Here is a 13,277-nt window from a genome sequence, read left to right as displayed (position 1 = left end):
ATTTACAGATTAATGGCGAAATATTAATATAAATGTCAATTTAGCTTGGAAACACCAGGAAAGTGAACAGGGGGAGGATAGAAGTGAGGGCCTGTGTTTTTTGTCAAATTATATGTAAGGAAATAAATGCATCAATTATATTTGAGAATGAGGATGTATGCTGTTTTTTAGATCGACAGCCAATTAATCCAGGTCATCTCCTTGTTGTTCCCAAAAAACATGAGGCTATGATTTTTGAAGCAGAAGAAAGATACTTACATGCGTTGATTTCTACAGCTCAAAAAGCGGCACGCGTGCTCAAAAAGCATTTTAACCCAGATGGAGTAATCATTTTGCAGGAAAATGGAATTGATACAGACGTCGATCATATTCACATGCACGTTTTTCCACGCTTTGAGAATGATGGCTTTAGGATTGTTGAACCTATGATAAACAAAGAAACGTTAAATTTTCACAGTCTCCAGCGCTCTTTAAAAGAGGTTTGGAAAACAGCATAAGAAGGAATAAGAGATTAAGGTCGATCAGTTTTGTTTTTGAATAAATTAGTAATTTTTCCAATTTTCCCTTGTTATTTAAGTGCTTCTTTTTGTATAATAAAAATTGTGAGTGTAACAATTTTAAATTCAGATGTGAACGTTAATCGAGTCGTAAGCGGCAACTTACGACCCGGACAGTTTATTTGCAAGATGGATAGTGCGACTATATAGCGATAGAGAGTGAAAAAGTAATTATCCCGGACACTTAGATTGACGGGTGATTACTTTTTTTCACGGCTGCTCGTAATCAACAACACGAGTGTTGAGAACATGATCATCAATTCAATCGTCTTATCAATTGGTATCACACACTTCAGCCCCTTTCTTTTCAGGGTTTGAAGTCGCCGATTCCAGCCACGCATGAATGATGCGTGGTTTTCTTGCATCACCTGTCCTTTTTAGTATACTACAAATATGCAAACAATTGGTCTAATTGTAAGAAAATGGTACAATCTTCTCATAAGTCAGTAAATTCGGCCAAATGTCCTAAGTACTCCCCATTCAAAATCACCACGCTTATCGACAGCTTTTGCACGATAATGAATAACATCTGTTTACTTGATGTCGAGCTGCTTTGTATAATCGTGTTTATACTTTCGGTAATAATCAATCATTGGCTGTAATGTATTCTTTAAATCTGGACATTGTATGCCAGACCCCTCTAAATCAGCAAGTGTCTGTGAGCAGTCATAAGAAGAATGAATAAGAAAATAATCCATTGCTTCAGGCTCGGCTTTGAGCCATTTTCTTATTGGAGACAAAAGTAATGGCGCTTTTACTAATTGAACAGGAAGCTGTCCCTTTGGTAATTTTCCTAAATAGAATAGTGAAACCATTGACTGTATTTCACGCATCGAGTATGGATTTGGGTCTGTTAGATGATAGGTTTTTCCAGCTCCAATATCGTTCCATGAAAGGTAGCTCGTCGCTTCCAATACATAGTCGTAAGGAACAAAGTTTCCTTCTGGTGCTCCATCGCCAATAAAAGGAATGAAAGGCATTTTTTCCAGTTTATCTAATAAGTTCAGCATAAAGTATAACCCGTCAAACTTAATTGTTTTTCCAGTTTTTGCATGCCCTTTTACAATACCTGGCCGAATAATGGTAGTAGGGATATGTTGCATTACTTGACGTACAATCTTTTCTGCTTGGAATTTTGTATGCTCATAGTGATTCCGAAAAGACTGTCCCATATCAAGCTCGTGCTCGAAGATCTTTCCTTCACGCATCCCTGATACATAAGCGGTACTAAAGTAAACGTATCGTTTTATTTTTGGTAACGATTTGACCCATGCTGTAACATGTGCTGTACCATTGACATTTACTTGATAAGCTTGAGTCTTTGGAACAGCAAGATCATAGATGGCAGCTAAATGGAAAACATGAGTGACAGATTGTTCGATCTGCTGTTTCACTTGATGATCCATTGCTAAATCAGGCTCCGTAATATCCCCTTTCAATATCGTGATAAGGTCTTGAGGAAGTGCCGATGCTTGAAGCATATGGTTTATTTCTTTTTTAGCCACTGCTTCAAGATGAGGTAAGGAGAGAACATATATTTTTTCAATGTCCTCCTTATGATCGTTTAGTAACTGACGAATAAGACTAGAAGCTAAAAATCCTGGATAGCCGGTGATAAATACTGTGTTTTGCAAGTGAACGCCCCCTATTCTTAAAGACTTACTTGTAGTATACTATTTCATGGAAAATTAAGAAAATATTGATATGTGGTAGAGTAGTATATAACCAGTGGAAAATGATTAAACATTATTAATTAAAGGGTGCGTGAGATGAAAATATTTTGGCTGCGATTTATGACGTTTTTTTCTTTATGGATCTGGGTGATTGTGCAAGCAACTCCCCCAAAGTCACTTAGTATTTTTGTTTTCTCAGCTGTTCTCGCGTTATATTTTTTTCTTTCTATGAAAAAGAATTCCTTTCTTATTCTCTTCGTGATGACCGTACTCGTATTCATTTATGGACTATTGATAGAACAAGCTTCGATTCATGCTATAATTCTATTACTCTATATCTTACTTGAAGCAGTATTTCAACTAAACACAAAAGAAAACAACAGCTTAATCTTAGTAATTAGTTTGTTTTCTGTCGTTCTCTTAATCATGAGCCAGGGGGATATAGTCGAACAATTGCTTTTCGTCGCTTTTTATTGTTTTCTAGTTTATAAACTTAATCATATGACTATGGAACGTTCTGGGCAGAGAGAGTTATATGACCAATTGTTAGTTGAATATAGGAAGCTAAAACGTATGCAGCTTGCTGCAACTCAGGATGCTCGTTTAGAAGAGCGTACGAAAATCGCGCGAGATATTCATGATTCTGTAGGGCATAAGCTGACAGCTATGATGATGAAACTAGAAATGCTTGCAATCGAAAGTGGTGATTCGAAGTTTAGAGAATTAAAAGAAATGGCACAGGATAGTCTAGATGAAACAAGAACGGCTGTAAAAGCATTGCAAGTTGAAGAAAATGAAGGGATAGCGTCTGTGGTACACTTAATACGCAAGCTTGAGTCGGAAAGTCATATTGTCGTGCACTTTACAATGAAGCAGGGAGTGTTATCTGTTTCACTAACAAATGAAAAAAGTGTAGTACTTTATCGTGTTATTCAAGAGGCATTAACAAATGCCATGCGTCATGCCCAAGCAAGAGAGATCCATGTTATTCTTGGTAGAGCAGCCAATGGAGATCTATCCTTTGTTATTAAAAATGCGGTTTTTGAAGCAAAGCCATTTGTACTTGGATTTGGTTTAACAACGATGAAGCAACGAGTGGAACACATTGCTGGTATGGTCACTATCCAGCAATCGGATCATGAATTTCAAATTATCGGTACACTTCCGATAACATAGGAGGGTTATCTATCATGTGGAAGGTTTTGCTTGTAGAGGACCAAGCGATTGTGAGGCAAGGATTAAAGGCAATCTTAAAGCAAGATGCGAATATCTCCGCAATACACGAAGCTACGAATGGCGTAGAAGCGATTGAAAAGATGAATGAGCATATCATCGATTTAATTATGATGGATATTCGCATGCCTTTTATGAATGGAATCGAAGCAACAATTAAAATCAAAGAAAAGTGGCCAAATGTTAAAATCCTCATTCTAACAACCTTTAATGATGAAGACTATGCCATGCAAGCTTTACAAAAAGGAGCAAACGGATTTTTACTAAAGACGTCTGATGCGAAAAAACTAACCGAATCAGTGCATAGCTGTATGAATGGGGGGCTACTGATGGATGCGGATGTAGCTGCAAAAATCGTTCCTCGCTTATTGAAAAGAAAACCTGAAAGCGTAGAATCTCTCGTTGAACTTACACCACGCGAACAAGCTATCTTACAATTAATTGGAGCAGGGATGACAAATAGGGAAATATCAGATGAATTGTTTTTATCAGTAGGAACGATTAAAAATCATATCACACAGATATTACAAAAGACTAATTTACGAGATCGAACACAACTAGCACTATACGCAGTAAAGCACGGTATGATTGAATAGCTACTAATTATATGCAAAATAAGTTAGTAGATTGATAAGAAAAAAACTGCATTAATCAATTATTCAACGAAATAGGTGGTCATAAAATGCTAGAAATTATGTTAGATGAGTTTCATTTTTCATCCTTATGGAATGGTGGAATATTACTGTTCACTTTGTTTGGTGCTATCATTTATTTATTTATGTTACCTAATGGAAAACATCATTCTATTTGGAAAACGATTGCTTTTTTAGGGGGACTCCTTATTTCGTTTTTAGCGATAGGAAGTCCATTAAATATCATTGCTAGAATTCAATTTAGTGCACATGTTTTTCAAATTGCGTTGTTATTTTTTATTGCCCCGCCATTGCTAGTTATCGGATTTAAGACAGAAATATTAAAACGGCTTTTTTCAATTGGAATCATCGCAAAAATAGCTAGATTTATCACACATCCTGTTGTTACAATCGGCGTGTTTTATTTATTGTTTTATGGATATCATCATCCACCGATCTTTGATTTCGCTAGAATGGATCTTTACTTAAACTACTTTTATTTGCTTGGCTTGTTTATAACGGCGATTTTACTATGGATACCGATTATCTATCCAAAACAGATGTCGATTCTGCAAAGAAGAATGTATCTTGTCGGTAATATTGCAGTTGTATTACCGTTAGCGGTGATTTTAATAACGGCTAAAGAAAGCTTATATACCATTTATTCAGACCTTGGCTTTTTTATCAAATCGCTTGAGGCATGTTTTCCAGCAGGGGAATCATTACCACCAGAGTATTTCCAAATGCTATTGCCATTTAATCCAGTAGAAGAACAATTTAAAGGTGGAATTGTGTTAATGGCAATTCAGTTTTTTATATTTGGGATGTTACTTGTTATATCTTTTGTACGTAACCGGAAGCAAATATAATGAATAATGATTAGAGTTGTGATTTAAAAATATAATGTTCATCTTTTTCAGGGGTTGTTCTATTTTAGGACAAGCCCTTTTTACATTAATCGCTGAAGCGCAGCTTATAGGATTTGCGGATGTGTTTCTTTTAAATGTTATGAAACCGAGAGCTTCTAATTATGAAGTTCATTCCTATGAACGTTTCTCATGATTTCTTTGGCAATCTGAGATATGGATAACCTGCCATCGACGATGAAATCAGAATTTGGTTTGACTGATTGCAGCATTTCAAGATACCCGCGTCTTCCTTGTGTTATGTAGTTATTGATTTCAATCAAGATATCTGATTTTGAACAATCGGTAAAGTCTCTCGAAATTCTTCTTGCTAAGGCAATATCCAAAGGGGTATCGACAAATATAGCATAGTCGATTAGCTTACGGAACTGCGCATTTTTATAAGCAAAGGGGTAATCCAGTATGATGTAATGGAGCGGTTCTTTTTGTAATCTTTTTAAATCATAGATGAAAGGAGACAAGTCCCAATCATTATAATTTGCTCCATCGTTTAACCAAGTGATAATATCTTTCGGACCTGTGAAATCATAATCATCAAAAAATAGTGCTTTCGTGTATGGTAATTGTTCCATTAAATAATTTACAGTAGCTGTTTTTCCTCCACCAGAAACGGCAGCTATCGCTATAACAATGGGTTTAATCGTTTCTTCCATTTGATCCTATCCTTCCTTTAAGCAGACATGCTCACATTGCTATACGATCATATGCATAGAAAAGATTCAGGAGTAAAGTAGATTGCCCGATTTATACGGTCGATTACCTCTTGGTAGTAAAAAGTGACGAAGGTCATTCGTGCAGCAAGTTTATTTATGACTACAGATAGTAGTGGTGTTTTTTTATGAATCGTAAAATAGAACTAGAACGAAGAAAGTGAGGAGGGAAAATATGCTTGAGCTCGCGCGTTTAACAAAAAGATACAAGCAACTTTACGCAGTAAAAGGATTGAATATGTTTATTGAAAAAGGGGAGATTGTTGGATTGCTTGGTCCTAATGGTGCTGGAAAGTCAACCGCCATTTCTATGCTTTCATCACTTATTGAGCCAACCGAGGGAGATGTGCGTTTTCATGGGAAAAGCATTTTAAAAAGCCCAGGGGAATTACGAAAAGTAACAGGAATAGTTCCGCAAGAAATTGCATTATACCCGGAATTATCTGCGGAAGAAAACTTACAATTTTTTGGAAGAATATATCAATTAAAAGGGAAGCAGTTAAAACAAAGAATAGAAGAAGTATTAGAGCTAATTGGCCTGCAGGAAAAAAGAAAAGAAGTGGTGAAAAAATTCTCTGGTGGCATGAAACGTCGTCTTAATATTGGTGTTGCGTTATTGCATCAACCATCACTTTTAATTATGGATGAGCCAACTGTAGGCATTGATCCACAATCGCGAAGCTATATTTTAGAAACGGTAAAGCGATTAAACGAGGAAAAGGGGATGACCGTATTATATACAAGTCATTATATGGAAGAAGTAGAATTCCTTTGTGATCGTATTTACATTATGGATAAAGGAAATTTAATTGCGGCAGGTACGAAAGAAGAAATTAAACAGATTCTTACTTCTGAAACAACGGTTCTTATTAAAGTAGAGCAGCTAAATGAAAAATTTGTGCAACGCTTGCAAGCAGAGCCTTCCATTCACCAGGTTAGCACGGGTGAAAATGAAGTAACGGTAATCGTGCCAAAAGAAATACCAGTGTTTAAGCTGATTTTGAATATAGCAGAGCATACAGATATTGAATTATTGTCGATAGAAATGAAGGCAACGACATTGGAAGATGTTTTCTTGCATTTAACAGGAAGAGCATTAAGGGATTAGGACGTGATCAGATGATTTGGCGAATAATTATTAAACAATGTCAGGTGTTGCTTCGTAATCCAATGCACTTGCTTCTTCTGTTCGGTCTACCATTGTTGCTTATTGTAATATTAGGAACTGCATTAAGTGGCGCGATGGGAGAAGATGTGAAGGATGTTCAAGTAAAGGTTGCCATGATAAATAATGATTCACCAGGGCTTGGATTACAGCAGCTTGTAGAAGAAAAAGATGTCTCTGCTCAAGAATTTGCTAAACTTCAAACAGCTGTGAAGCAGTATGCTATTCCGTCGCTATTGGATCATGCTGGAAAAGCGAATGCAACGTTGCTTACGAAAATAGATGATCGTGCGCCACAGAATAAACAAGCTATTCTTCAAGATGATAGCTATAGTGCATTAATTGAGATTCCGAAAAACTTCACCTATGATTTACTATCTTACATTTATTTTGATAAAGGATTACCTCCAGGATTGCAAGTATACATTAACGAAGGCTTGCAATTTGAGGCGAATACTATCTTGAACTTGTTAAATCAAATACAGGAAAGATGGACAGAGGAAAAGCTCTTTTTAAACAAAAATATCCAGCTTGAGCCGCAATATTATAAAGAGATGGAATCCATCGGACAGATTGAAAGTATGAACCAACGCGTTGTTACATCAAAAGGGTATTACACCATTGGAATGGCAGTATTAAATGTACTATTTATTGCAACAACAATCGGATTTTATGCATTTCAAGAAAAGCGAACCCATGTGTTTAACCGAATTATCTTAGCAAATGTTTCGAGGTGGACTTATTTTTCTGCTGTTTTTATTAGTGGAACATTGCTTGGATTTATCCAATTAGTCGTTATCTTTGGATTCTCCTGGATCGTCTATGGTGTATCCTGGCCAAACATTAGCGCTTTTTTAATCGTAACGTTGTTGTTAAGTCTAGCAGTTGGTGGCCTAGGAATGTTATTGACGGCAATTAGCTATCGCAATAATTCAGAAACAATTACGAGCTTTTTCTCATCCGTTGTTATTTACGTTATAAGTTTACTTGGAGGAAGTTTTTATCCTATCGGAGATTTTTCTCCATTGATCGAAAAAATTGGGGATTTTACTCCCAATGGTGCGGGAATGTCGGTTTATTTAGCGTTGCTACGGGGAGAAAGTCTCTCATCGGTTGCTAATAATTTGTTATTTTTAGTGCTCTTTATTATCGTGACGTGGTTTATTGCTGTAATAAGCTTTCCGAAAAGGGGGGAAGTGCTATGAATGGGGTTTTATTTGCAAAGATAAAGCTTTTTATCCGGACACCTTGGACGTTTGTTATTATGACAGCGATGACAATCTTGTTTACATTAATATTAGGAACAAGTAATCCAGCTACATTTCAAGTGCCAGTATATTCATTAGATAATTCGCTTGAAGACTCCTTGATTTATAAAGCGTTACAGGATAATAAATTTATTCAATTCCAATGGAGATCAATGGAGAGCACAAAACAAAAAGTAAAGAAAGGGAAAGCGGAGTTAGGTGTAGAATTAAGCGCGAATGATTTTAAAATCTTAGTCGGAGTAAACTCACCCAAGGTTTCTATTGTTGAGCATACCTTGCAAGAGATTTACATGGATAAGCTGAAGCAGGAAAAAATGCTTAAAGGAATAAAGGATAAGAAAACGCGCATAGAACTAAAAGAGCAGTTGGAAGATATTGCAGCGCATGCGGTATTTCACATTCAAACAATGGAATTTAAAGGTGAAGAAGATTTTATTTACAATAATCTGTTTCAACGCGTTTTTGGATTTACATTATTTTTTGTCATTTATACGATTGCTTATAATGTATTCCATATATTAATTGAAAAGCGAGATGGGATATGGGATCGCATTATTTTATCACCGATTAAAAGGTGGGAGATGTATACAGGGAATTTGGTGTACAGCTTCGTTGCTGGTTATCTTCAGATAATAATTGTTTTCTTGATTTTTCATTTTATCGTAGGAATAGAATTTAATGCGAGTCTATGGAAACTGTTACTTGTGATGATTCCATATGTTTTTGCTATCGTAGCATTAACCATATTGATTACAGCCCTTGTAAAAACTGTACAGCAATTTAATGCGATTATCCCAATGCTTTCTGTTAGTATGGCGATGGTTGGAGGGGCCTTTTGGCCGATTGAACTAGTGCAATCAAAGCCATTATTAATGATTGCCGACCTTATCCCAATTACGTATGGAATGGAATTATTAAACGGGATAGCGATCTATAATTATTCGCTGGAACAATTATTTTCCCCTTTGAGCATATTATTGTTAATGGGTGTAGGAATGACTGGGATTGCCATTCATTTTATGGAGAGACGGTATATATGATTCTATTAAATGGCGAACCTTTCCACAGGTTCGTTCTTCCTACCATTTCAAATAACTACCATAGGAATGCATTGCATTTTTTTATATACTAGTATCATAGTATGCGGATATTTGGTTCCGAAAAGGGGAAACCAGTATGAAAAGAAAAAGAATATTTAAAATAATAGTAGGGTTATTAATCCTGCTATTCATAATAAATGTGGTAGCGAGCTTGTTTTTTTATAATCTAGCAATCAAGCGCGGGCCAAAGGATTTTTTATCGGATAATAAAGATTTAGAAGTTTCTGCTCAAGCAATGGAGACGTTTTTAGCGGGAGATTGGCGCGACTGGGTTCGTGAACAGCCTTTTAAGGAAATGGAACTAACCTCGTATGACGGATTAAAGCTAGAGGGCTATTTCTTAAAGGCAAAACAGCCGACGAATAAACTAGTTATCTTTACACATGGGTATTTAGGAAATGCAAAGCAAATGGGGTTATACGGGCAATATTATTATGAGCAATTAGGATACGATATTTTTATGGCGGATGCTCGAGGTCATGGTCAGAGTGAAGGAGACTACTACGGCTTTGGATGGCATGACCGTCTCGATTTAATCGACTGGACGAATAAACTCGTTGATCAGTTTGGAAAGGACACAGAAATTGTTTGGCATGGCTTATCAATGGGAGCAGCCACTGTGTTAATGGCGAGTGGAGAAGATACTCCTAGTAATCTGAAAGCAATTATTGCAGACAGTCCATATTCCAGTGTTCATGATTTATTTGCATATCAAATGAAGCGGATGTTCCATTTGCCTGCCTTTCCATTTTTGAATAGCACAAGTGTTGTTGCAAAGCTGCTTGCAGGTTATTCATTAGAGGAAGCATCTGCTTTAAAGCAAGTAAAGCAGGCGAACGTGCCAATCCTTTATATTCATGGAAATGCGGATACGTTTGTACCAACGAGCATGACAGAGAAGCTTTACCAACAAACAAAAAGTCCTGCTACGCTATTAAAAGTAGATGGGGCGAATCATGGTGAAGCATTTGTAATCGCGAAGGAAGATTATATTAACGCATTACAGCGTTTTTTAGAAACCTATGTAGACCGTTGAAGCGCTAAAGACCTAACAAAATACGTCCGTTATGAAAAACTTCCGCGTTTTTCGTATGATAATTCGTCACAAGAAGAAATCCGAACGATGATTCTGATTAATACTGAATCATCGTTCGGATTTTTATATGTTTATTTTGTCACAGTCTCTTCTTAATGTATTCTAGTAAACGTTTAATCACCGGTTAGCTTTAGTTTTAAAATGGCCGCATATTCACGTATATATAGCTTCCACTTAACAATATTCGGCGTTTTTGCTGCTAATGGATAGCCTTTTATGCCAACATCCTTTGCGTTTTCAATTGCGCGATATAGATGAAAGTCATTACTCGTAATAACAGCTTCTTCTATCCCATATAATTCCTTTACAAATGCTAGATTTTCATATGTGGATGTAGATTGATCCTCTACTAATATACGTTCTTCATCAATTCCTTTTTCAATAAAATATTGCTTTAAAGCTGCTGCTTCACTAATGTCCTCACCAGCTCCTTGCCCACCAGATGCAATGACCTTCGTTTGTGGGTTATCCTGTAAATAGGTTAGTGCTTTTTTTGCACGATACAAAAGGCTTAATGACATTTCATCGCCATTCACCTTCGCTCCTAACACAATGATATAGGGCATATCTTGTGGCGTAGTTCTATTGGCAGTTTTTTTGATTTGGACGTGTGCATATAAACAAAAAAGAAGCAGCGCAATTCCTACAATAATAATTATAATTGTCATTTTCTTTATCAAAGCTCCCATTGTTTTCATCGCCAGCCGATCCTAATCTGATTTTTATTTTAGCTTTATGCCATCTCGAACGAATAAGTAGTATTTCAATGGTTAGTGAGGTTTTAAGTCTCTTAGTTTTAAATAAACAACAGGAGGCAAAAATGCTGCCTTTCCTGTTGTTATATTTTGCTTAAAGGTAGGTTTCAAACCAACGGCAAATGTGCTGTAATCGTTCTATTCTTAATGCCGGTTTACCACTGCGACTAAGCTCATGATTCGCACCTGGAAAACGAACAAATTCTACTTCCTTTTTTAAATGCTTTAGTGTAATAAACAATTGTTCCCCTTGCTCAATTGGACAACGAAAGTCTAACTCGCCATGAAGAATTAACAACGGTGTCTCAACATTTTCCGCGTACTTTAAAGGAGAAAACTCCCATAGCTTTTTTGGATCGTCTAATAAATTATGTCCTAGCTCCCATTTCGTGAAAAAGAAACCAATATCACTAACACCGTAGAAGCTAAGCCAGTTACTGATTGATCGCTGTGTAACGGCAGCCTTGAACCGATTTGTATGTCCAACAATCCAGTTGGTCATAAAGCCACCATAGCTACCGCCTGTTACCCCAAGACGCTCTTTATCAATAAAGGAATATTTCTCAAGTACATAATCAACTGCACTCATCAGATCCGTGTAGTCTTTTCCACCGTAATCGGCACGACAGGCATCGACGAATTTTTGGCCATAGCCATGACTTCCGCGTGGGTTTGTATAAAGAACCACATAGCCCTTGGCAGCTAGTAGCTGGAGTTCATGAAAGAAGGTTTGACCGTACATTGCGTGTGGGCCCCCATGAATTTCTAGAACGAATGGATATTTCTTTTCTGCTTGGAATCCGTATGGTCGCAGCAGCCAGCCTTGAATTTCCCACCCGTCCTTTGCAGTGATCGTCATAGCTTCTGGCTCACTTAATGCCACTTCCTTTAGAAGAAGTTTATTCGCATCCGTAATTTGTTTTAGTTGCTTTTCCTTTGATAAATAATAAAAGTTACACGGGTCAGTTGGCGTACTAACACCTAGAATAAACCCTTCACTTTCTTCATGGTATGAAAATCCAAATACGTGATTGTTCTCGTTATAAAGTACATTTATTTCACCTTGAAGGTTCGTTTGGTAAAGACCAGTTGCCCCATAATATGTTGCAATAAAATAGAGTTGCTTTTCATCGGTTGACCAGATTGGTCCTGTTTCTGAGTCACCAAGACGTGTATCGCCAATCATTAAGTCGCCAAGCTGCATGTCCCAATGCTCGCTTAATGTTAGACGATTTCCAGATTGTCTATCAAAAATATATAGTTCACTTTGCGTTGCACCAGCATATGCTTGTTCGTGTCCAAAGCAAGCAATCTTTGTTCCACTAGGAGAAAAGCGCGCCTGAAAGTAAGAGCCATTTCCATCGGTTAATTTATTAACCTTTTTTGATTCTACATTCACAATATAAAGGTCATTCGTTAATTCATAATCTGCTTCCGAATTCAGGTTAGCGGTAAACAGAATATGCTTTCCATCTGGAGAAATATCTTGATAGGTATGATCTGCATCCGCAGTCGTTAATTGGATAAAAGCCTTTGTATCTATATCATATAAAACGATTTGACTTCTTTTTTCATCATGAAAACCTTGTGCGTCCGATTTATAACGTAATCGCTTAATAAGCAGTGGTTTTTTGGAAGTTTCTTCTTTTTCCTGTTTTCGTTCTTCTTCTGATTGCTCTTTCTGTTGCTGAACATCGTCATCTTTATCCAAGCTAGCCGTGAATATAATATACCTTCCATCCTTTGACCATTCTGGGTTAACCGCACCATTTTTAAAGGTTGTGATTTGTTGTGCTTCTCCTCCATCTATTGAAAGTAACCAAAGCTGAGGAATACCGCTTTTATTAGATTGATAAACGATTTTTGTTCCATCTGGGGAAATACGTGGATGTATATTTTTATTGCTTGTGAATGTCCACTGTTTTTTGACGGTTTTTTTTAATGCTTGGGAATAAATTTGTGCTTCATATTCCTGTTCATCGTTTATTGTTGTGGACACATATAAAAAGCCATTCCCACTAGGTAAAAATTGAGGATCACTATATACCTCTATTTTTGTTAAATCTTCCGCTTGGATAGCACGTTTTGATTCTATCATCTGAATTCCCTCCAATTATTAAGAATTAATGCGAAGCGTTTAACTGATTTCAAGTGATGAAGCA

12 protein-coding genes are annotated in these 13,277 nt (G+C 36.7%); 8 read left to right on the top strand and 4 right to left on the bottom strand.

Annotated elements, in window-relative coordinates; translation table 11 throughout:
- Positions 1-83: 83 nt before the first annotated feature.
- Entirely contained in the window at positions 84-497 is a 414-nt protein-coding gene (locus QBK89_RS03170; protein WP_284139558.1) for an HIT family protein, read from the top strand.
- Positions 498-1,090: 593 nt separating this feature from the next.
- On the opposite strand, the gene QBK89_RS03165 is transcribed toward QBK89_RS03170, so the two are convergent.
- Positions 1,091-2,191 carry an SDR family oxidoreductase gene (locus tag QBK89_RS03165; protein ID WP_284139557.1) on the bottom strand — a complete coding sequence of 367 codons (1,101 nt, stop codon included), beginning with the start codon at positions 2,189-2,191 and terminating at the stop codon, positions 1,091-1,093.
- 135 nt (positions 2,192-2,326) lie between these two features.
- On the opposite strand from QBK89_RS03165, the gene QBK89_RS03160 reads away from it, so the two are divergent.
- The 3 genes from QBK89_RS03160 (at position 2,327) to QBK89_RS03150 (ending at position 4,964) form a co-directional block, all read left to right on the top strand.
- Positions 2,327-3,406 carry a sensor histidine kinase gene (locus tag QBK89_RS03160; RefSeq protein ID WP_284139556.1) on the top strand — a complete coding sequence of 360 codons (1,080 nt, stop codon included), beginning with the start codon at positions 2,327-2,329 and terminating at the stop codon, positions 3,404-3,406.
- A 14-nt stretch (positions 3,407-3,420) separates the two neighbouring features.
- On the top strand, positions 3,421-4,059 hold the full coding sequence (locus tag QBK89_RS03155) for a response regulator transcription factor (protein WP_284139555.1): 639 nt from the start codon (positions 3,421-3,423) through the stop codon (positions 4,057-4,059).
- A gap of 86 nt (positions 4,060-4,145) precedes the next feature.
- Entirely contained in the window at positions 4,146-4,964 is an 819-nt protein-coding gene (locus tag QBK89_RS03150; RefSeq protein ID WP_284139554.1) for a cytochrome c oxidase assembly protein, read from the top strand.
- Between the two features lie 155 nt (positions 4,965-5,119).
- Here the strand turns inward: QBK89_RS03150 and QBK89_RS03145 are convergent, their stop codons facing one another.
- A complete protein-coding gene (locus tag QBK89_RS03145) occupies positions 5,120-5,674 on the bottom strand; it encodes a nucleoside/nucleotide kinase family protein (RefSeq protein WP_284139553.1) in 555 nt (184 codons plus the stop codon).
- A 232-nt stretch (positions 5,675-5,906) separates the two neighbouring features.
- Between QBK89_RS03145 and QBK89_RS03140 the strand changes: the two genes are divergently transcribed.
- The 4 genes from QBK89_RS03140 to QBK89_RS03125 all read left to right on the top strand — a co-directional run bounded on the left by QBK89_RS03140 (position 5,907) and on the right by QBK89_RS03125 (position 10,300).
- Positions 5,907-6,839, top strand: a complete 933-nt coding sequence (locus QBK89_RS03140; protein ID WP_284139552.1) for an ABC transporter ATP-binding protein — start codon at positions 5,907-5,909, stop codon at positions 6,837-6,839.
- A gap of 11 nt (positions 6,840-6,850) precedes the next feature.
- Positions 6,851-8,101 carry an ABC transporter permease gene (locus QBK89_RS03135; protein WP_284139551.1) on the top strand — a complete coding sequence of 417 codons (1,251 nt, stop codon included), beginning with the start codon at positions 6,851-6,853 and terminating at the stop codon, positions 8,099-8,101.
- Complete coding sequence (locus tag QBK89_RS03130; protein ID WP_284139550.1) at positions 8,098-9,204, top strand: ABC transporter permease; 1,107 nt, start codon at positions 8,098-8,100, stop codon at positions 9,202-9,204. Before QBK89_RS03135 ends, QBK89_RS03130 begins: the two co-directional genes overlap by 4 nt.
- 136 nt (positions 9,205-9,340) lie before the next feature.
- Positions 9,341-10,300 (top strand): alpha/beta hydrolase, encoded by a 960-nt coding sequence (locus QBK89_RS03125; protein ID WP_284139549.1) that lies wholly within the window; start codon positions 9,341-9,343, stop codon positions 10,298-10,300.
- Positions 10,301-10,473: 173 nt separating this feature from the next.
- Here the strand turns inward: QBK89_RS03125 and QBK89_RS03120 are convergent, their stop codons facing one another.
- Positions 10,474-11,058 carry a YdcF family protein gene (locus QBK89_RS03120; protein WP_284139548.1) on the bottom strand — a complete coding sequence of 195 codons (585 nt, stop codon included), beginning with the start codon at positions 11,056-11,058 and terminating at the stop codon, positions 10,474-10,476.
- Positions 11,059-11,209: 151 nt separating this feature from the next.
- Positions 11,210-13,213 carry a S9 family peptidase gene (locus tag QBK89_RS03115; protein ID WP_284139547.1) on the bottom strand — a complete coding sequence of 668 codons (2,004 nt, stop codon included), beginning with the start codon at positions 13,211-13,213 and terminating at the stop codon, positions 11,210-11,212.
- Between the last annotated feature and the right edge of the window lie 64 nt (positions 13,214-13,277).

The organism is Virgibacillus sp. LDC-1, from assembly GCF_030137545.1.
In the GTDB taxonomy this organism is placed as follows: domain Bacteria; phylum Bacillota; class Bacilli; order Bacillales; family Amphibacillaceae; genus LDC-1.
The sequence above is the reverse complement of the archived record's forward strand: the minus strand, read 5'-3'. Positions and strand labels throughout refer to the sequence as shown.